This is a genomic window from Nocardia terrae (assembly GCF_009760405.1).
Taxonomy (GTDB): Bacteria; Actinomycetota; Actinomycetes; order Mycobacteriales; family Mycobacteriaceae; genus Nocardia; species Nocardia terrae.
The window spans coordinates 36,391-55,751 of record NZ_WRPP01000006.1 but is presented as its reverse complement, the minus strand read 5'-3'; the positions used below and the strand labels follow the sequence as shown (position 1 = coordinate 55,751).

Below are 19,361 nucleotides of genomic sequence, written 5' to 3'. Positions count from 1 at the left end.
CTCAGTAAACGGGCAGTGAGGGGTCAACCTGGTTGGCCCAGGCGATGATTCCGCCCTGCAAATGCGTGGCATCGGAGAAACCGGCATTCTTCAACGCGGCCAGCGCCTCCGCCGAACGGATACCGGTCTTGCAGTGCAACACGATCGGGGTGTTCTGCGGCAGCTCGGCCAGCGCCTCACCGGACAGGATCCGGTCCTTGGGGATCAAGGTCGCGCCCTCGATGCGGACGATCTCCCACTCCACCGGCTCGCGCACGTCGATGATCGCGACATCCTTACCGGCGTCGAGCATCTCCTTGAGATCCCGCGCGGTGATGGTCGATCCGATCGCGGCCGCCTGGCCCTCCTCGGAGACCACGCCGCAGAAGGCGTCGTAGTCGATGAGCTCGACGATCGGCTGACGCTCGGGATCACGGCGCAGCTTGATCGTGCGGTAGTTCATGTCCAGTGCGTCGTAGACCATGAGCCGGCCGAGCAGCGGCTCGCCGGTGCCGGTGATCAGCTTGATGGCCTCGGTCACCATGATCGAGCCGATCGACGCGCACAGCACGCCCAGCACGCCGCCCTCGGCGCAGGAGGGCACCATGCCCGGCGGCGGGGCCTCGGGGTAGAGGTCGCGGTAGTTGATACCGCGGCCGTCGGGGGCGTCCTCCCAGAAGACCGAGACCTGGCCCTCGAACCGGTAGATGGAACCCCACACGTACGGCTTCCCGGCGAGCACGGCGGCGTCGTTGACCAGGTAGCGGGTGGCGAAGTTGTCGGTGCCGTCCACGATCAGGTCGTAGCGGCTGAACAACTCGACCGCGTTGTCGGGCTCGAGGCGAATCTTGTGCAGCTCCACGGTGATTCCGGAGTTGATCTCCAGAATCGAGTCGCGGGCGCTGTCGGCCTTGGAGCGGCCGATATCGGATTCGCCGTGAATGATCTGGCGCTGCAGATTCGAGGCGTCGACCTCGTCGAACTCCACGATGCCGAGGGTGCCGACACCGGCGGCGGCCAGATACAGCAGCGCCGGGGAACCGAGCCCGCCCGCGCCGATCACCAGCACGCGCGCGTTCTTCAAGCGTTTCTGCCCGACCGTACCCAGGTCGGGAATGATCAGATGGCGGCTGTAGCGGGCGACCTCGTCGCGGGTCAGCTCCGCCGCCGGCTCCACCAGGGGCGGCAGGGAGGGATGCGATGACACGTCTTCGGACTCCTCAATCGAATTCGCCGGATACTCGCGGCCACTCCTGCAACACCGCGAGCCGGGCCGTTCTTCCCCCAGCCTAGAGAAGAGTTCAACTCTCGAAACCCGCAGGGGCTGACGCCCCTGAAACCCCCTCGGACGGTGAAGGTCACTCTCGGGGCTGACGCCCCTGAAACCCGCTCGGACGATGGAGGTCACTCTCAGGGCTGACGCCGCTGAAACCCACTCGGACGATGGAGGTCACTCTCAGGGGCTGACGCCCCCGAAGCCTCTGCCGGACGGGAGGTGGTCACAGCCGGTCGGGCAGGCCGAAGACGCGGAACAGGTCGGGGTCGTGGAAGATGTCCATCCGCGCGACGCCGCCCGTGTCGAGGGTGAGGACGTGCAGGTTGGCGGCCTCGAAGACGCCGCCGTCGCGCCGGACGTAGGCGGCCAGCGCCGGGCGGTCGTTGGCCCGGGTGGGCAGCAGGCGGAAGGCCTCGCCGCGGCCGAAGACCCGGGCCAGGAAGGCGGTGACGGCGTCGCGGCCGAGGAACCAGGCCAGGATCGGCGGCATCTGCAGCAGCGCGTCCTCGCGCAGGATCCGCTTGAGTGCGTCCACGTCCATGGACTCGAAGGCTTCGACATAGCGGTTCAGCAGGTCCCGCTGCTCGGCGTCGGTGAGCTCCGCCGGACCGGCGTCCACACCGGACAGCTGGGCGTGCGCCCGCTGCAGCGCGCTGTTGACGGCCGCGGTGCTGGTATCGAGCAGACCGGCCACCTCGTTCGCCCGCAGGGCCAGCACATCACGCAGGATCAGCACCGCGCGCTGCAGCGGCGGAAGATGTTGCAGCGCGGCCACGAACGCCAGCCGGACGCTCTCCCGGACCGCGACCACGGCCGCCGGATCGCCCTCACCGAGCAGGGCGTCCGGAAACGGCTCCAGCCAAGGCAGTTCGTGATGCCTGGGCAGCGGGTCGGCGCCGACCACGGGATTGGGTTGCGACAGATCCACCGGCAGCGCGCGCCGCTCGGCGCTCTTCAACGCGGTCAGGCAGACATTGGTGGCGATCCGGTACAGCCAGGTGCGCAGCGAAGCCCGTTGCGGGTCATAGGATTCCGCCGCCTTCCAGGCCCGCACCTGGATCTCCTGCACCAGATCCTCGGCATCGTGCAGCGAGCCGGTCATGCGATAGCAGTAGGCGAGCAGTTCGGAGCGGTGTGAATCTGCGACGGCGACCACGTCGTCGACGGTGGCGGTCATCTCACCTTGCTAGCACGATGCAAGCGCGCAGTCGAGCGATGAGTTTTCGCGGGCCGGTGAGTACGTACCGGTGACACTCCACGTTCCGCCCCGAAAGGCACTCCCCAATGACCACGCATCAGCGCTGGACGCTCGCCCTCACCTCGGTGGCGTCCCTCATGGTGGGGCTCGACGCGCTCGTCGTCACCACCGCGCTCAACACCATTCGCGTCCAGCTCGGCGCCTCGCTCGAGGCGCTCGGCTGGACCTTCAACGCCTACACCCTCGCCTTCGCGGTGCTGCTGCTCACCGCCGCGGTCATCGGCGACCGGATCGGCCGCCGCCGGCTGCTCGTCATCGGGCTCGCGGTGTTCACCGCGGCCTCCGCCGCCTGCGCGCTGTCCACCGACATCGGCTGGCTCATCACCGCCCGGACCGTGCAGGGCGTCGGCGCGGCGATGGTCATGCCCGCCGCGTTCGCCCTGGTCGGCACGGCCTTCCCGCCCGAACAGCGGGGCAAGGCCATGGGCATCTTCGCCGGGGTCACCGGCCTGGCCATTCTCGGCGGGCCCGTGGTCGGCGGCGCGGTCGTGCAGGGCCTGACCTGGGAGTGGATCTTCTGGCTGAACGTGCCCATCGGGCTGGCGCTCATCCCGCTGGCGCAGCGGTTCGTCGCCGAGAGCACCGGTCCCGCACGGGGAGTCGACCTGCTCGGCGTCGCGCTGTCCGGTCTCGGCGTGCTCGGGCTGGTGCTGGGCCTGGTGCGCGGCAATACCAGCGGCTGGACCAGTCCCGAGATCCTCGCCTCGCTGATCGGCGGCGCGGTGCTGCTGGCGGCGTTCGTGGCCTGGGAACTGCGCACCGCGCAGCCCATGGTCCCGATGCGGCTGTTCACCCACCGCGGTTTCGGCGCCGCCAATCTCGCGGGCCTGCTCATGACCGGCGCGCTGTTCGGCACGGCGTTCTTCTTCGCCCAATACCTGCAGGCCGGACTGCATTACAGCCCGCTCGGCTCGGGCCTGCGCCTGCTGCCCTGGACCGCAACGCTTTTCGTGGTCGCGCCGATCGCCGGCGCGCGCATGCGGCAGATCGGTGAACGGCCGCTGATCGTGGGCGGACTGCTGCTCGCCGCCGTGGGCTTCGGCTGGATAGCCCTGGCCGCCGGCACCGGGGCCGCCTATCCGGCGCTGATCGTGCCCATGGTGCTGGCCGGCGTCGGCGTCTCGGCCGCCATGCCCGCCGTCCAGAACGCGTCCATCAGCTCGGTCGAACCCGAAGCCATCGGCACCGCCTCGGGCATCTACAACACGATGCGCCAGCTGGGCGGCAGCTTCGGAATCGCGGTCACCTCGGCGGTTTTCACCGTCAACGGCGGCTACACCAGCACCACGGCGGTCGAGCACGGGTTCCGCGCGGCGGTGCTGACCGCGGCGGCGAGCGCGGGCCTCGGCGCGCTGGCGGGACTGGGAGTCGTTGCGCGGCAGCGGAGTTCACGGACGACCTCGGCGCAACCGGCACCGGTCCCCGCGGGGTAGCCACACGAGGTAGCCCGCACGAAGTAACCCTCGTCCGCGGGTCGACCTTCGTCATCCGGCATGGGTTTGGCCGGAATCCACTGCGACAGGGTGGATTCCGGCCAAAAGCGCGCCGGAATGACGAAGGTATGCCGGGGATGTCGGGGGCGGCCGGGGTGACCGGGATGGCGGGAAATGCGCGTGGTCGGACGGTCAGCCGCGCGGGTACGGCCAGGGGTTGAACTTGCAGGTCTTGCCGTCCATGGGCACCACGCCCTCCGGGTCCAGCTTCGCGATGTCGTTGTTCTTGATCCCGAAGGTCTGCTGCATCATCACCGGGGCCAGCCCGCCGTCGGTCTCGCACGGCTGATGCTCGTGATAGCCGATGGCATGTCCCACTTCGTGATTGATCTGGTACTGCCGGTAGGACCCGATATCCCCTTCGTCCGAGAGCGCGCCACGCACCCAGCGCACCTCCGAGAGCAGCACGCGGTCGAGATCGGGGTTGTAGCAGGAGGAGTCGATCGGGATCTCGAAACCGCAGGACTTGCGGGTGGTGTCGCGCGAGGTGAGCGAGATGCGGAAGTCCGGATTGCCGGTGTCGACGCGATGGAAGGCGAAGCGCGGATCATGGGTCCAGGACTTGGGATTGGCGAGCGTCGCGTCGATCATCTTGCCGATGGCGTCGTCGCCGCCGAGGGTGGCGGTGTCCACGCCGTCCTCGATCTCGACGGTGTAGCTGAAGACGTGCTCGGAGCCGGTGCCCACCTGCCCGGTTGCACCCGGCACCACATGCCAGGTGCCCTTGCCGGTGTCGGTGTAGGAGCCGCCCGCGGGAACCGCGCCCGAGGGCAGGTCCACGGCGTACTTCCCGTCCCCGCCGGGCGCACCGCCGATGATCTTGCTGGGCTTGCTGTTGTGGTCGCTGAGGGGGCCGAAACCGGGCAGCCCCGAACTGCTGCCGCCGGTGTGGCGCACGGCGTCCACGGCCACCAGGACGGTGATCACCAGCAGCACGGGCAGGGCGTAGGCGCGCCAGCCGTAGGTGTGCACGAAGCGGCCGAGCGGACTCTGTTTCTTGGCCTCGCGGTCCGGGCGCTGTCGGTTGGGGCCGTCGGCGGGCGGGGCGGTGGGATCCCAGCGGGCCCGCAGCGGTTGATGCGGATCGACCGCTTGCTGGGTAGATACCGACGGACCGGTCCGCGATGCGTCGCCCTCGGAGTACAAACCGAGCGGATCGTAGATCGGCCCGGTGGGTCTTCCGAGTCGCTTGCCCCCGTCGTCCGTCACGCCTGACAGACTCTCACAATGTGGCCGCGCGCACTCGAGCGCCGTAGCGCCCGCTCACATTGCTGCGAGATTTCTCACCCGAATGCGGCAGATCTCACATATCGGAACATGTGCTACACAGTTGTGATCGGCCTCGCATAATCGACGCCACAATATTCGGAACCTGGATCGGCACCGGCCCTCCGAGCGAGTATCGTTCGGTGGATACCGCCCGGTGACATCCTTCCCGCCGGGAATCAACTGGGAGATCGGAAATGACTGACCTCGTGGACCGGATGACTTCGCACCGCATGTCATCCGAGGCGACGAGCAAGCGCGGCACCCGCCTGCCTCGCGAGGCGCGCCGTGCGCAGCTACTCGCCGCCGCGAGCGAAGTCTTCGTGCAGCGCGGCTATCACGCCTCCGGAATGGATGAGATCTCGCAGTGCGCGGGAGTCAGCAAACCGGTGCTCTACCAGCACTTCTCGAGCAAGCTCGAGCTCTACCTGGCGGTGCTGCAGAACTACGTCGACGCGCTGGTGTCGAGCGTGCGCCAGGCACTGCGCTCCACCACCGACAACAAGCAGCGAGTGCGCGCCGCCGTGCAGGCGTACTTCGACTTCGTGGACCACGAAACCCAGGGGTTCCGACTGGTTTTCGAATCCGATCTGACCAACGAGCCGCAGGTGCAGCGCCGCGTCGAGCAGGCCACCGAGGCGTGCGTGGACGCGGTCTTCGACCTGGTGGCGCACGACTCGGGCCTGGATCCGTACCGCGCCCGCGTGCTCGCCGTCGGCCTGGTGGGCGCGAGCCAGCTCAGCGCGCGCTATTGGCTCGAGGCCGATCGCCCGATTCCGAAGGACGACGCCGTCGATACGACCGTCGCGTTGTGCTGGGGCGGGCTCAAGCACGTGCCGCTGCACCCGATCGATTGAGAGAAAAGCTCTCTCGCTCAATCAAATAGAAATTGCCCCGCCGAGTTACTCGGCGGGGCAATTTCTTTCGTTCAAACGTTGCCGTGTTCGAAAGATCAGCCGGCGGCGAAGCCGACTAGACGGCGGCGAAGCCGACGCGGCCCGAGGAGGGGGTGCCGATCTCGACGTAGGCGACCTTGCTCGCCTGGATGAGGAACTTGCGTCCCTTCTCGTCGGTCAGCGACACGACGCCGCCCTCACCCTGCAGCGCACCGGTCACGGCCGCCTCGACCTCGGCAGGGGTCTGCGAGCTGTTGATCACGAGCTCACGCGGGCTATCCGAAATGCCGATCTTGACCTCCACGGCCAACCTCCGAACCTAGAGTCCTGTGCTGTCTTGATCAGGCTAGTGCAGCCGGGACAGCGTCCGACCGCGACCGCCTGCGCTGTCAGCGAACAGCGCGGGAGCGAGGGCCTCAGGCCAAGCCCAGCACGCGCATGCGCTCCGCATGGGAGTTCTGCATGTGCTCGAACAGGGTGGCGATGCCGTTCAGGTCGCCGGTCGCGCCGAGCACCAGCTCGGTGAGCTCGTCGCGCTGGGCCATCACGTACTGCGCCTGGGTGATGGCCTCGCCCAGCAGGCGGCGTCCCCACAGCGCCAGCCGGTCGCGCTCGGAGCGGTTCTGCGCGACCGCGGTCCGCACCTCCTCGATCACGAACTCGGAGTGGCTGGTCTCGGCCAGCACATCGCGCACCACGTCGGCGACCTCGGGAGCCAGGGCGCCGGCGATCTCGGTGTAGAAGTCGGCGGCGATGCCGTCGCCGACGTAGAACTTCACCATCGACTCCAGCCACGTGGAGGGGTCGGTGGAGGCGTGATAGGCGTCCAGCGCGCGCACGAACGGGGCCATGCCGTCGAAGACATCCACGCCGCGATCGGCCAGCGCCTGCTCGAGGGTCCTGAAATGTTCCATCTCGTTGCCGGCCATCTTGGCCACGGCCACCCGGCCGCGCAGCGTGGGCGAGAGCTTGGCCTCTTCGGCGAGACGGTAGAAGGCGGAAATCTCACCGTAGGCGAGAACCGCGAACAGATCGGTGACTCCGGGATGTTGGGCGGAGATGTGACCGTCGGAAGACTCCGAGGCAGCGCCGAGCGCGGTGGACGAGTTTGCTCCCATGGGTCCCCACCCTAGCCGCAGAAAATGACGCGCATTCACCCATCGGCGACATGTCATGAGTCGTACGCTCGAAAAGCTCGAATGGCCTTGTGCCACTTAGATATTCACAAACCTACCGGTCGACTCGGGGCTTTCCGGTAGGCACTATCCCGCGCGGAGTCAACCATGCCCGTCCCCATTCAGAACCTGGTCATCCTCGGCGACAGCCTCTCCGATATCGGCATCAAACGCGAAACACCGGCCGGAATGTTCGCCCGTGCCGCCGGAATGATGCGCACCAACGAGATCGGCCGCTACAGCGACGGCAAGAACTGGGTCGATTTTCTGGTCGAATGGGCCGGTTCCGAGCCCCTCGTCCGCGCGAGCCGAGCCGAGACCGAGGCCGCCACCGCGCCCTACCGCAGCCTGACCGAGCGGTCCCTGCTCCTCGGCACCGACGCGACCCCGCTGCGCCCGCTCCTGTTCGCCGACTACGCCGAGGGCGGGGCCATCGCCACCTCCGACTGGAAACCCAAGGCCGGTGCGCTGGGCTACATCAAGGACCAGGTCACCAGCTACATCGAGGCCCGGAAAGCCTTGCGCGACTGGTACACCGGCGACACGCTGCACATCGTCTGGATCGGACTGAACGACATCGTCACCGCCGAACGCCCCGAAGGGCTGCTCATGGAACCGCGCGCGGTGTCCGCGGGCGGCGTCTACCAGGTGCCGTCGAGCAAGAAGGACAAGCCCGGCACCGGCATCACACCCATGGCCGAGGAGGTCAACGAACAACTCAACCGCATCGCCGACGCCTTCCCCGCGACCCGCAACCACGAACACTTCATCCTCGTCGATCTCCCGGATCCGGGTGTCGCCGTGCGCTTCCAGGACAAGATCGCCGACAAGGGCGGCGCCGCTGTCACCGAGGTCGCACAGAAGGTGCGCCGCTACAACGACCTGCTGCTCTACCTGGCGAGGTATTGGCCCGCACCCGAACAGGATGCGAACGCTCCGGCGAAGCTCGGCGCCGATCCGGCCAACATCACGCTGGTCCAGATGTCGGCCTTCATGCAGCGGGTGTCCGATCATCCGGAGTACTTCGACCTGACTCCGCTGGCCCAGCTCAACGGGCCGGTCAAGTATCTCGGCGCGCAGGACACGCTCCCGCCGAAGCTGCGCCGCGCCCTCACGACCAGCGATCTCGCGCATCCGACCGAGGCGGTCTACGAGCTCATCGCCCGGCAGATCGCCGATGTGCTGCTGACCAAGTACACGCTGGGACGCTTGAACCAGCAGACCTGGCCGGCCAAGCGCCCCTTCCCGAACGCGTGATCAGGCCAGGTCGCGCAGGAACTTGTCCAAGTACGTCCACGTGGTGTCGCGGGCGATGAGGATGCCCAGGTGAGAACCGGGTGCGGTCTCGTACCGCACCTCCGCGGCCCCGGTCAGCGTCTTCGTCCCGTGCTCCACGGCCGCCGCCGCGGTGATCGCGTCGGTGGGCCCGCCGACCAGCAGCACCGGCTGGGTGAGATCGGCCAGCACGATCTCCCGATCGGCCAGGCGCACAACGCCCTTGCCGATGTCGTTGTTGAGGATGAACCGGCCCCACAGCTGGTTGTAGAAGCGCCCAGGGTAACCGGGCATGGCGTTCTGGAACCGGTCGATGGTCTCCATCCGGGCCAGCGTCGCGGTGTCCGTGAGATTGCTGGCAATGAAGTAGGGCCGCTTGAGTTCCCGATCCCAGGCGGTGGCGCGATAGGCGATCCGGGTCAGCTGCGCCGAGACGCCGCCTACCGCTCGAATGGCGGCGGTCGCGGTGCGGCCGCCGTCGATCCGGGCCAGGGTGCGCAGCTCCCGCGCGCCGAACATGTGGTCGTAGCTCAGCGGCGCGCCGACGGCGGTGACCGAGCGGATCGGCAGCGTCTGATCGGCCGCGGCGGTCAGCAGGGCCAGCGTGCCGCCGATGGACCAGCCCACCAGATCGACCGGGCGGCCGCCGCGATCGGCCGACACCTGACGGATGGCCTCGGGCAGGATGTCGTCGATCCAGGTCTCGAAGCCCATGCGGCGGTCGTCGAAGGTGATGTCGCCATAGTCGACCAGGTAGGGGGCGCGGCCGGACTCCAGCAGGAACCGGGCCAGGCTCTGCTCACGGCTCAGGTCGAAGCAGAAGGCGGGCGCGGCCAGCGGCGGCACCAGCAGCACGGCCGGATCATCGGGGCCCGCGCCGTCGTAGCGGCGCAGTTCCCGGTGCGGCGCGTCGGACAGCACCGTCGACGGGGTCGGTTCGGGGGCTGCGATGCCTTCGCCGAAGGTCAGGGCCCACAGGTTCTGGGCCGCGGTAGTCACGGTGTCTGCCAAGCTCACGGCACAACCTTCGCAGATAGTGGTACACGGTGTAACACACATGTGAGCAACTCAACTGTCCGCCGAGCGGTCCGCGTGGTTGCCCCCACCCGAATTATGGTGCGCCGCAATCATTAACGGCAATGCGAAACCGCGCATCGCGGTCGCCGGCGTACCGATAAGCGCGCCTACCAGCGTAATAACGCTGCACATTAGCGGTGCCGGAAATCAGGGCGAAGGCCGTATCACGCTACAATCTCCGCGGACGGCGGAAATTCTCATGCCCGTAGTCCACGGAAAATGTGCGCGCACTCCGATCCGCAGCACTGCACCGCCGCGCCAGGTCGACGCCCATCCACCGGAGAGGCATCCCGCAGCGGCGAGAGAAGAACGGATCAAGTGGTCGTCGCGGACCGTCCGGGTCCGCCCCACGCCTCGTGCGCGCGAGACGCGATAAACGAGGAAAGGCAAGAACCTGAGCAAGATCACCGTAGAGCAGGAACCGGGTGTGGCGGACACGCTGCTGACCGCGGAACTCGACGACACCCACCTCGCCCCTTCTTTCGCCGAATTGGGCGTGCGGCCGGAAATCGTCCGGGCCCTGTCCGAGATCGGCATCGAACGCACTTTCGCCATTCAGGAACTCACCCTGCCGCTCGCGCTGGCCGGTGAGGATCTCATCGGCCAGGCCCGCACCGGTATGGGTAAGACCTTCGGCTTCGGCGTGCCGCTGCTGCACCGCATCGCCACCGGCGACTCCGGCACCATGACCCTCGACGGCACCCCGCGCGCGCTGATCATCGTGCCGACGCGCGAACTGTGCATGCAGGTCACCCAGGACCTCGAGAACGCCAGCAAGTACCTGAAGGACGAGACCGGCACCAAGGTCCGAGTCCACGCCATCTACGGCGGCCGCCCCTACGACACCCAGATCGCGGCCCTGCGCGCCGGGGTCGACGTGGTCGTCGGCACGCCCGGCCGGCTGCTGGACCTGGCGCAGCAGAACCACCTGATCCTGGGCAAGGTTCAGGTGCTGGTGCTCGACGAGGCCGACGAAATGCTCGACCTGGGCTTCCTGCCCGATATCGAGCGCATCCTCACCATGGTTCCCGAGCAGCGCCAGACCATGCTGTTCTCGGCCACCATGCCGGGCCCGATCATCACCCTGGCCCGCACCTTCCTGAGCCGGCCGACGCACATCCGCGCCGAGGAGCACCACGAGTCCGCGGTGCACGATCGCATCGCGCAGTTCGTCTATCGCGCGCACGCGCTGGACAAGAGCGAGCTGGTGGCCCGCATCCTGCAGGCCGAGACCCGCGGCGCGACAATGATTTTCGCGCGCACCAAGCGGACCGCGCAGAAGGTCGCCGACGATCTGGCCGAGCGCGGCTTCGCCGTCGGCGCGGTGCACGGCGACCTCGGGCAGATCGCCCGTGAGAAGGCGCTCAAGAAGTTCCGCGAGGGCAAGATCGACGTGCTGGTCGCCACCGACGTGGCCGCCCGCGGCATCGATATCGACGACGTCACCCACGTCGTCAACTACCAGTGCCCCGAGGACGAGAAGACCTACGTCCACCGCATCGGGCGCACCGGGCGCGCGGGCAAGACCGGTGTCGCGGTCACCCTGGTCGACTGGGACGAGCTGAACCGCTGGGCCATGATCGACAAGGCCCTCGAACTCGGCATCCCCGAACCGGTCGAGACCTACTCGCGGTCCCCGCACCTGTACGAGGAACTCGGCATCCCCGAGGGCGTCACCGGCGTTATCCGCAAGCCGAAGGCCGAACGCGACGACGACGCGGTCGTCGTCGAACGCGAGGCCCGCACCCCGCGCACCCGCAACCGCCGCCGCACCCGCGGCGGCAAGGCGGAGGGCGGCGAGGCCACTACGGTGGAAACCACTACCGAAACGGTTGCCTCCGAAGGCGATTCGACCCCCGGCGACCCGGAGAAGTCCGGCCGCCGCCGTCGCCGCCGCCGTCGCGGCAAGGGCGGCAACACCCCGGTCGAGGCCGGGGTCGCCACCACCGAGACCGAGGTGGAAACCGACGCCCCCGCGGCAGTTTCCGACGATTCCTCGACCGAAAGCGGCAACGGCTCGCGACGCAACCGCACGCGCAACCGCCGCGGCCGGGGTTCGGCCGAGACCAACGGTTCCGCCGAGGCCGCTCCTCGGACCGTCGCACCGGCCGGGCTGTTCTCGCACGCCGAAACCCCCGTGGCGAGCGCCACCGCGCCCGTCGAGGCAGTCGCCGAGCCGGTTACCGCCGAGCCGACCGGCACCGAAGCGGCCACCGCCGAGGCACCGCGCAAGCGCACCCGCCGCACCACCAAGGCCGCCGAAACCGAAGCGACCGTGGAGGGTTCGAGCGCCGAGGCCGTCGCGGAGAGCGCCGAGACCGTTGCGGACGCGCCGCGCAAGCGCACCCGCCGCAGCGCCGAGACCGCCAAGGCCACCGCGACCGAGGCCACCGCGGCCGAGTCGAGCGTGGACGGTTCGGCCGTCGCGAACGACGCGTCGGCGTCCGACATGGTCGCCGCGACTCCGCGCAAGCGCACCCGCCGCACCAAGGCCGCCGCAGAGGTCGCGGCCCCCGTGGAATCGGCTGCTGCCGAAGGCGATTCGGCCGAGCCCGTGCTGAAGGCTCCGCGTAAGCGCGCCGCCAAGGCGGCGAGTGTCGAGGCCGCGAGCACCGGGGCCGTCAGCGCCGAGGAAGCGCCGAAGAAGGCGACTCGCAAGCGCGCTACGAAGGCCGCGAGCGCAACCGAAGCGGCCGCGGGTGCGGCCGTGGTGGAGGTCGCCGACGCGCCGAAGGCTCCGGCCCGCAAGCGCACTCGTAAAGCCGTCGCGGAGACCGAGTCCACCGATGGCGCGGTCGAGGCCGCCGAGGCGCCGAAGAAGCGGGTTCGCAAGGCGGCCAAGGCCGCCGTCGAGGCCGTCGAGTCGGGTGCCGGCGCAAACGGTTCCGAGACCGCCGAGGCGGCCCCGGTGAAGCGGACGCGGCGCAAGAAGGTCGAGACCACCGTGGTCGCGACCGACGACGCGGTCGCTGCCTCGGCCTGACCGCGCCGAGATTCACACCCTGTCGCGATCGCCGCTCCGGCGGCGATCGCGACAGTGGTCAGGGCACCGTCGGCCGAATCCACGGCACGCATGCGCAAACGCCGCCGCCGACCTGCCCACGTCGCATTCGGCAATCCCGCAGGGTCGTAGCGGAGGTCGCCGAGTCGGGCACCGCCGCAAAAGGTTTCCGAGGCCGCCGGTGAAGCGGACGCTGCGGAAGGTCGAGCCCGCCGTGGTCGCGACCGACGACGTGGTCGCCGCCTCGGCCTGACCGCGCCGAGATTCACACCCTGTCGCGATCGCCGCTCCGGTGGCGATCGCGACAGTCGTAATGACACCGGCCACGGCGTCCGTGGCATGCGTACGTCACCACCGGCCTGCCTGCGCGGCGTCGCAATCGCGCAGGGGTGTCGCGGAGGTTGGCGAGTCGGGTGCGGTGCTGAGCGTGGTCGGCCGCCTCGGCCCAGTCGCGCGGATCGGCTAGTCTCGCTGTCGTGCTCGCACCGGAGCGGCGGACGCGCGCCGATATTCTCACCGCTGTCGCGATCGCCGCTCTGGTGGCGATCGCGACAGTCGTTGTGGTGTTGACCAGTGGGGTGCGCGGGACGCACGCGCAATCCGCCACCGTCGATCTGACCGCGCCGAGCGTGAGCGGGCCGGTGCCCGCCCAGGCCAAGGAGCTGTGGCATCAGGCGGACGCGGCGGCCATGCGGTCGCTCGTGGTGGGCGGGGTGGCGGTCACCGCCGACGGCGAGACCGTCAGCGGGCGGGATCCGCGCACCGGCGAACAGGTCTGGAAATACGAGCGCGATATTCCGCTGTGCGCGGTGGAAGTTCAGTTCGGGACCGTCATCGCGACCTATCGCGATGACCGCGGTTGCAGTCAGACCACCCTGCTCAACGCCCAGACCGGCACCCGGGTGACCGCGCGGTCCAGCTACATGGACAAGCAGGTCACGCTGTGGCCCGACGGCACCTACGTGCTCGCCCTCGGCCCGGACCGGCTCGAGATGTGGCGCTCGGATCTGGTCCGCACCCTCGAATTCGGTTATGTGGACGCCCCGGTGAATCCGCACACCCAGCCGCAGCGCGGCGACTGCAAGCTGCTGTCGGCCGGGTCCGCGCCCAGCCGGGTGGCGGTGCTGGAACGCTGCCCGAACGACAATGCCGACCGGCTGTCCATCCTCAATCCCGCACCCAAGGACAGCACGGTGCCCGAGGAGTACAGCTCGCACGTGCTCAACGAGCCGGGCGGCGCGTCGGACGCGGCGCGGGTGATCGCGGTGTCCGACAGCCGGATCGCGCTCTACGTGCCCGGCGACAAGACCGCCGCGCCGGCGCTGACCGTCTACGACGTGAACGGTAATCTGCTTGCCACCCACCAGCTTTCGGGCCCGCTCGCGCCCGACGCCATGGTCGCGCGGCTGTCCACCGGCTTCTTCGTCTTCACCGGCGAGAACCTGATCGCCCTCAACCCCACCTCCCTGGACCCGCTGTGGGGCGCCCAGCACGTGCTCGGCACTCCCGCGATCATGGCCGGGCAGCTCATCGTCCCGGTCGCCGACGGACTGGCCACGCTGGATCCCAATACCGGCGCGCAGGTCGGCCGAATCCCGGTGCAGCGCAGCGACTACCACAACGAGCCCATCTCGCTGGCGGTGTCCGGCGCGATGTTCCTGGAACGGCGCGGCGGCCAGGTCTACGGCGTGGGCGCGCCCACCTCCTGAGGCATCGGACCGAGCGTCCGGCATGATCGACGCCATGAGTGGTGGCGAATTCCGGTTGATACTGCTGCGGCACGGCGAGACGGAGTGGTCGGCCGCGCGCCGCCACACCGGCCGCACCGACTGCCCGCTCACCGAGGTCGGCGAGGAGCAGGCGGTCGCCGCCGGAAAACTGTTGGCGGGCTTGGACTTGCGGAACCCCACGGTGCTGACCAGTCCCCGCCAGCGCGCGGTCCGCACCGCCGAGCTGGCCGGTCTCACCGGCGCCGTGATCGACGACGACCTGGTCGAATGGGATTACGGCGACTACGAGGGCCTCACCACCCCCGAGATCCAGCAGACCTCCCCCGGCTGGACCATCTTCACCGGCGCGACCCCCGGCGGCGAGACCGCCGAGCACGTCCAGCAGCGCGCCGATCACGTGCTGGCCACCGTCCTCCCGGAGCTGTCGACCCGCGACGTGGTCCTCGTCGGCCACGGCCACTTCTCCCGCGCGCTCATCGCCCGCTGGTGCGAGTTCGACGTGATCGAAGGCCGCCGGTTCTTCATGTCCACGGCCGCGGTTACGGTTTTGGGACACGACCATCAGGCGCGAACCGTGCTCACCCACAACCTGGTTCCGCCGCTCGAACCCTAGGAAGAGGCCGACCGATGATCCGCCGCGCCACCCCCGCCGATATCCCGGCCCTCGTCGACCTGGTCTACGACCTGGCCGAATACGAGAAGCTGCGCGAGGAGTGCGTGGTGACGGCGGAGCAGTTGGAGCAGGCCCTCTTCGGCCCGAAACCGGCGGTATACGCGCACGTGGCCGAGAACGACCAGGGCATAGTCGGCTGCGCCATCTGGTTCCTGAACTACTCCACCTGGAAGGGCGTGCACGGGATCTTCCTCGAGGATCTCTACGTCAAGCCCGAGGCCCGCGGCCACGGCCTGGGCCGGGACCTGCTCGCAGCGCTGGCCCGCGAATGCGTCGAGCAGGGCTACGCCCGCTTCGAATGGTCGGTGCTGACCTGGAACACCCCGAGCATCGACTTCTACGAATCCATCGGTGCGGTGAACCAGCACGAGTGGACGGGCTACCGCCTGGCAGGCTCCGCCCTCGAGCGGCTCGCGTCGCACGCCGACGACTGAACCGGCCGCAGACCCCTCCCGAAAAGCGCTCGCTCACCCATTGGTGGGCGGGCGTCCAAAAATCGCTCTCCGGGCCACTGAGCCGCCCGAACGGCCTACTCCTCGATCGACCCGTACCCGGCGGCCATCCACCGGTTCGACGCGGGCGCGAACAACGAGCCCAGCGCACCCAGCGCCAGCAACCCGAGCGGCGCGCCGAATTCGGGCCGGTCGGAGGTGAACATGTAGTACGCGACACCCAGCAGCAACAGCTGCGTCAGCGTCGCGATGGCCCGCCCCCACCGCTTCCCCCGCATCAGCCCGATCCCCGCGGCCAGCACCGCGCCGCCCAGGATGGCCGCGTACCCGGCGGTGAGATAGCTGTTCTTCGGGCTCTGCGCCGAGCCGTCGGCGCCGACGACGATCAGCACCACCATCGCGACCAGCCCCAGCGCGCCCTCGAACGCGACCAGCGCACCCGCCACGCGCACGGTCGTCGGCACGACCTCGGTCTCGCCCGCCGACTTCTGCTCGCCTTTGTTCTGCTCAGCCACGGTCCCAGCCTACGACCGAGCGTCGTTGCCGAATCCTGGACCCGCCCACGTCTTTCCGGGAGGACTCGGGCAGTCGTGTCGCGACGGACCTAAGTAGGCTGCGGGTGTGCGGACCCTGCTGATCGTGAATCCGAATGCCACTTCGACCACTCGGTCCACTCGCGATCTGCTCGCTCACGCGCTGGAAAGCCGCACTCAGCTGACCGTCCGCCAGACCGAGCACCGGGGGCACGCCGCCGAGCTGGCGCGCTGGGCCGCCGACACCCGGATGGATCTGATCGTGGTGCACGGCGGCGACGGCACCGTGAACGAGACCATCAACGGCTTCCTGCCGTTGCCCGGCGAACCGCAGCGCGAATGGCTGCCGCGGCTCGGCGTCATTCCCGGCGGTTCGGCGAATGTGTTCGCCCGCTCGCTCGGCATCGAGCCGGATCCGGTGACCGCCACCAATCAGCTCATCGATCTCGTCGCCGACGAAGCCGATCGCCGCATCGGGCTCGGCGTCGCCGACGACCGCTGGTTCACCTTCAGCGCGGGCGTCGGCTTGGACGCGGATGTGTGCGAGGCCATCGACGACAAGCGCGCGAACGGTAAGGCCGCCACGCCCGCTCGCTATCTGCGCACCACGGTCAAGCAGTTCTTCCGGACCAAACGCCATACCCCGCAAGTGACCTTGAACATTCCAGGTCACGAACCGGTCACGGACGTGCATTACGCATTCGTGACCAATGCCAGTCCCTGGACTTATCTCGACAACACGCCCGTGGTCACCAACCCGGGTACCGCGTTCGAATCGGGTCTCGGGGTGTTTGCCATGCGCACCATGGGCGTCCTGCCCACCCTCATGATCGCGCGGCAGTTGCTGTCGGCCGACGCGGATCCCAAGGGCCACAAATTGTTTCGCGAGGACGACGTTCCGGCCGTCACCATCACGGCGGAGGAACCGATCGGCTTGCAAATCGACGGCGACTTCATCGGGCGACGCAACATGGTGAATTTCACAGCCGTCCCGGATATCCTCGATGTGGTCGCGCCGAAGCCCTAGCCGGTTCGACACACCTGAGAACAATCGCTGTTGCGCTGCGAAAACCCGCTCGACCGAGTACAAATGACACGGCGGACCCCCATGTAGGGGTCTTACAGCGTGAGCTTCCCCACGGTGCACCAGGTATCTATTGACATCTACGGTGTTCGTGAAAGCATTCACAAGCAACCGTGCGGAAACATTCGAGTCGCACAAGTGAACGGACCACAAACCTAAGGGGCAGCGCCATGCGCGCCCTAGCAAAGGAGCAGAGGAATGGACTGGCGCCACAAGGCCATCTGTCGCGACGAGGACCCCGAGCTGTTCTTCCCGGTGGGAAACAGTGGTCCGGCGCTCGCGCAGATTGCCGATGCCAAGCTGGTCTGCGCTCGCTGCCCCGTCACCGCTGACTGCCTTTCCTGGGCCCTGAAGTCGGGCCAGGACGCCGGCGTGTGGGGTGGGATGAGCGAAGACGAGCGTCGCGCGCTGAAGCGCCGCAACGCGCGCACGCGTACCCGCACCGTCGTCTAGCAGCCAAGACGACAGGCGTTACGGCCCATCCCAGCCTCGGGGCCGCAACGCAATTCGGCCCGGCACCAATACAGGTGCCGGGCTTATGTGTGTAAAGAACAACTCTCGTAACTCTCAGGGGCTTCGCCCCCGACCCCCCCAAGAGCGTTTCCGTCTTCGAACGAAAGTTCGGACACAGATTTTTCACTATGTCCGAACTTATGCGTCCGGCAATATATTTCGATCAACGGGCGGAGCGGCGTCCCAGGGGAACGCGCAGGACGGCGTCGGTTCCCACATCGGCTCCCGGATGCAATCCGATCGAACCGCCCAATTCCGCCGTGACGAGTGTGCGGACGATTTGCAGGCCCAACCGGTCGGAAGCCTCCAGGCTGAAACCGTCCGGCAAACCGCGGCCGTCGTCACTGATGATCACGTCGAGCCAGCGCGCCGAACGCTCGGAACGGATTGTGACAGTACCGTTCTCGCCCGCGTCGAAAGCGTGCTCGATGGCGTTCTGCACCAGCTCGGTCAGCACCATGACCAGCGGCGTCGCACGTTCGGCGGAGAAGACGCCCAGTGATCCGGCGCGGCGCACTTTGATGCGGGCGGTGTGGACGGTCGCCACGTCGGCCATGATCGGCAGCAGGCGGTCCACCACCTCGTCCAGATCGACCTCTTCGTCAACCGACATCGACAACATTTCGTGCACCGACGCGATCGAGGTGACGCGGCGGACCGATTCGGTCAAGGCCAGGCGGGCCTCTTCGTTCTCGGTGCGGCGGGCTTGCAGGCGCAACAGCGCCGCCACCGTCTGCAGGTTGTTCTTCACCCGGTGGTGGATCTCGCGGATGGTCGCGTCCTTGGACAGCAGCGCGCGGTCGCGCCGCTTCACCTCGGTGACATCGCGGACCAGCACCGCCGCCCCGGCGAGCTCGCCGTGCGGGCGCAGCACCAGGGTGCGCAGCAGCACGGTCGCGCCGCGCGCCTCGACTTCCATTCGGCGACCGGCCTTTCCGGCCAGGGCCGCCTGGATATCGCCGACCACCTCCTGCGCGTCGAACGGGTCGGTGATCAGGGAGCGCGTGGTCAGGGCCAGATCCTGGCCGACCAGATCGTTCTGCAATCCCATGCGGTGATAGGCCGAGAGCGCGTTGGGGCTGGCGTAGACGACGGTGCCCTCGGTGTCGAGGCGAATGAAACCGTCGCCCGCGCGCGGGCTGGAATGCGCGCCGGTGCGGTCCTCGAGCGCGGGCCAGGTGCCGTCGGCGACCATCTGGCACAGGTCGTCCGCGCAGGACATGTAGGCGATCTCCAGGCTGGAACGCATCTTGCGGCGCTGCACATCGGTGTCGCGGCCCAGCACCGCGATGATGTCGTCGCCGACCCGCACCGGGATGGCCTCGCGCACGGCGTGCACGGGATGCGGGTGGTAGACGCCGGTGAGATCGGTGTCGGTCTCGTAGCGCACGATATCGGCGTTCATCAGCGCCTCGAACACGTGCGGATTCGCCTCTTTGGTGGCGAGGCTGCCGACCAGGTCCTCGGGATGCACGGTCGGCGCGGTGGTGGGCCGGCACTGCGACACGCACACCACCTCCGCGCCCTCGCTGATCGGGCCGGTCCCCACCCAGAGCAGCAGATCCGCGAACGACAGATCCGCCAGCAGCTGCCAGTCCCCCACCACCCGCTGCAAATGGTCGACGGCCGCACCCGGTAGATCGGTATGTTCGGCCAGTAGATCACTCAGTGTCGACATTC

At 68.4% G+C, this 19,361-nt stretch carries 16 protein-coding genes and 1 pseudogene; 9 read left to right on the top strand and 8 right to left on the bottom strand.

Annotated elements, in window-relative coordinates; translation table 11 throughout:
* Nucleotide 1: 1 nt before the first annotated feature.
* Both moeZ and GPX89_RS28100 read right to left on the bottom strand, forming a co-directional pair.
* Nucleotides 2–1,186, bottom strand: a complete 1,185-nt coding sequence (gene moeZ, locus GPX89_RS28105; RefSeq protein ID WP_328602396.1) for an adenylyltransferase/sulfurtransferase MoeZ — start codon at nt 1,184–1,186, stop codon at nt 2–4.
* A gap of 292 nt (nt 1,187–1,478) precedes the next feature.
* Complete coding sequence (locus GPX89_RS28100; RefSeq protein ID WP_157390736.1) at nt 1,479–2,432, bottom strand: sigma-70 family RNA polymerase sigma factor; 954 nt, start codon at nt 2,430–2,432, stop codon at nt 1,479–1,481.
* A 107-nt stretch (nt 2,433–2,539) separates the two neighbouring features.
* Here GPX89_RS28100 and GPX89_RS28095 point away from each other — a divergent pair, with 107 nt between their 5' ends.
* The gene (locus GPX89_RS28095) at nt 2,540–3,946 is read left to right on the top strand and encodes a DHA2 family efflux MFS transporter permease subunit (RefSeq protein WP_157390735.1); all 1,407 of its coding nucleotides are present in this window, start codon (nt 2,540–2,542) and stop codon (nt 3,944–3,946) included.
* A 192-nt stretch (nt 3,947–4,138) separates the two neighbouring features.
* Here GPX89_RS28095 and GPX89_RS28090 read toward each other — a convergent pair whose 3' ends face one another.
* Nucleotides 4,139–5,215, bottom strand: coding sequence for a DUF3152 domain-containing protein (locus tag GPX89_RS28090; protein WP_328602395.1), 1,077 nt, complete (start codon nt 5,213–5,215; stop codon nt 4,139–4,141).
* A gap of 254 nt (nt 5,216–5,469) precedes the next feature.
* Between GPX89_RS28090 and GPX89_RS28085 the strand changes: the two genes are divergently transcribed.
* On the top strand, nt 5,470–6,129 hold the full coding sequence (locus GPX89_RS28085) for a TetR/AcrR family transcriptional regulator (protein WP_040811791.1): 660 nt from the start codon (nt 5,470–5,472) through the stop codon (nt 6,127–6,129).
* Nucleotides 6,130–6,244: 115 nt separating this feature from the next.
* On the opposite strand, the gene GPX89_RS28080 is transcribed toward GPX89_RS28085, so the two are convergent.
* Both GPX89_RS28080 and GPX89_RS28075 read right to left on the bottom strand, forming a co-directional pair.
* Nucleotides 6,245–6,472, bottom strand: coding sequence for a DUF3107 domain-containing protein (locus GPX89_RS28080; RefSeq protein ID WP_328602394.1), 228 nt, complete (start codon nt 6,470–6,472; stop codon nt 6,245–6,247).
* A 112-nt stretch (nt 6,473–6,584) separates the two neighbouring features.
* Nucleotides 6,585–7,286, bottom strand: a complete 702-nt coding sequence (locus GPX89_RS28075) for a ferritin-like fold-containing protein (protein WP_157390733.1) — start codon at nt 7,284–7,286, stop codon at nt 6,585–6,587.
* 165 nt (nt 7,287–7,451) lie between these two features.
* Between GPX89_RS28075 and GPX89_RS28070 the strand changes: the two genes are divergently transcribed.
* Nucleotides 7,452–8,600, top strand: a complete 1,149-nt coding sequence (locus GPX89_RS28070; protein ID WP_157390732.1) for an SGNH/GDSL hydrolase family protein — start codon at nt 7,452–7,454, stop codon at nt 8,598–8,600.
* Here the strand turns inward: GPX89_RS28070 and GPX89_RS28065 are convergent, their stop codons facing one another.
* Nucleotides 8,601–9,635 carry an alpha/beta fold hydrolase gene (locus tag GPX89_RS28065; RefSeq protein WP_328602393.1) on the bottom strand — a complete coding sequence of 345 codons (1,035 nt, stop codon included), beginning with the start codon at nt 9,633–9,635 and terminating at the stop codon, nt 8,601–8,603. It abuts the gene before it with no gap.
* Nucleotides 9,636–10,122: 487 nt separating this feature from the next.
* Here GPX89_RS28065 and GPX89_RS28060 point away from each other — a divergent pair.
* The 4 genes and pseudogenes from GPX89_RS28060 to GPX89_RS28045 all read left to right on the top strand — a co-directional run.
* A pseudogene (locus GPX89_RS28060) lies at nt 10,123–11,649 on the top strand (DEAD/DEAH box helicase); the annotation flags it as partial.
* A gap of 1,523 nt (nt 11,650–13,172) precedes the next feature.
* Nucleotides 13,173–14,405 carry an Rv3212 family protein gene (locus tag GPX89_RS28055; RefSeq protein ID WP_328602392.1) on the top strand — a complete coding sequence of 411 codons (1,233 nt, stop codon included), beginning with the start codon at nt 13,173–13,175 and terminating at the stop codon, nt 14,403–14,405.
* A gap of 34 nt (nt 14,406–14,439) precedes the next feature.
* A complete protein-coding gene (locus tag GPX89_RS28050; protein ID WP_235948294.1) occupies nt 14,440–15,039 on the top strand; it encodes an acid phosphatase in 600 nt (199 codons plus the stop codon).
* A gap of 14 nt (nt 15,040–15,053) precedes the next feature.
* Nucleotides 15,054–15,533 (top strand): GNAT family N-acetyltransferase, encoded by a 480-nt coding sequence (locus tag GPX89_RS28045; RefSeq protein ID WP_157390729.1) that lies wholly within the window; start codon nt 15,054–15,056, stop codon nt 15,531–15,533.
* Nucleotides 15,534–15,628: 95 nt separating this feature from the next.
* On the opposite strand, the gene GPX89_RS28040 is transcribed toward GPX89_RS28045, so the two are convergent.
* Nucleotides 15,629–16,066, bottom strand: a complete 438-nt coding sequence (locus tag GPX89_RS28040; protein WP_328602391.1) for a hypothetical protein — start codon at nt 16,064–16,066, stop codon at nt 15,629–15,631.
* Between the two features lie 106 nt (nt 16,067–16,172).
* Here GPX89_RS28040 and GPX89_RS28035 point away from each other — a divergent pair, with 106 nt between their 5' ends.
* Together GPX89_RS28035 and GPX89_RS28030 are read left to right on the top strand one after the other, a co-directional pair.
* On the top strand, nt 16,173–17,111 hold the full coding sequence (locus tag GPX89_RS28035) for a diacylglycerol/lipid kinase family protein (protein ID WP_328602390.1): 939 nt from the start codon (nt 16,173–16,175) through the stop codon (nt 17,109–17,111).
* 255 nt (nt 17,112–17,366) lie between these two features.
* Entirely contained in the window at nt 17,367–17,621 is a 255-nt protein-coding gene (locus GPX89_RS28030) for a WhiB family transcriptional regulator (RefSeq protein ID WP_011211115.1), read from the top strand.
* Between the two features lie 223 nt (nt 17,622–17,844).
* Here the strand turns inward: GPX89_RS28030 and GPX89_RS28025 are convergent, their stop codons facing one another.
* Nucleotides 17,845–19,359 (bottom strand): sensor histidine kinase, encoded by a 1,515-nt coding sequence (locus GPX89_RS28025; protein WP_157390728.1) that lies wholly within the window; start codon nt 19,357–19,359, stop codon nt 17,845–17,847.
* Between the last annotated feature and the right edge of the window lie 2 nt (nt 19,360–19,361).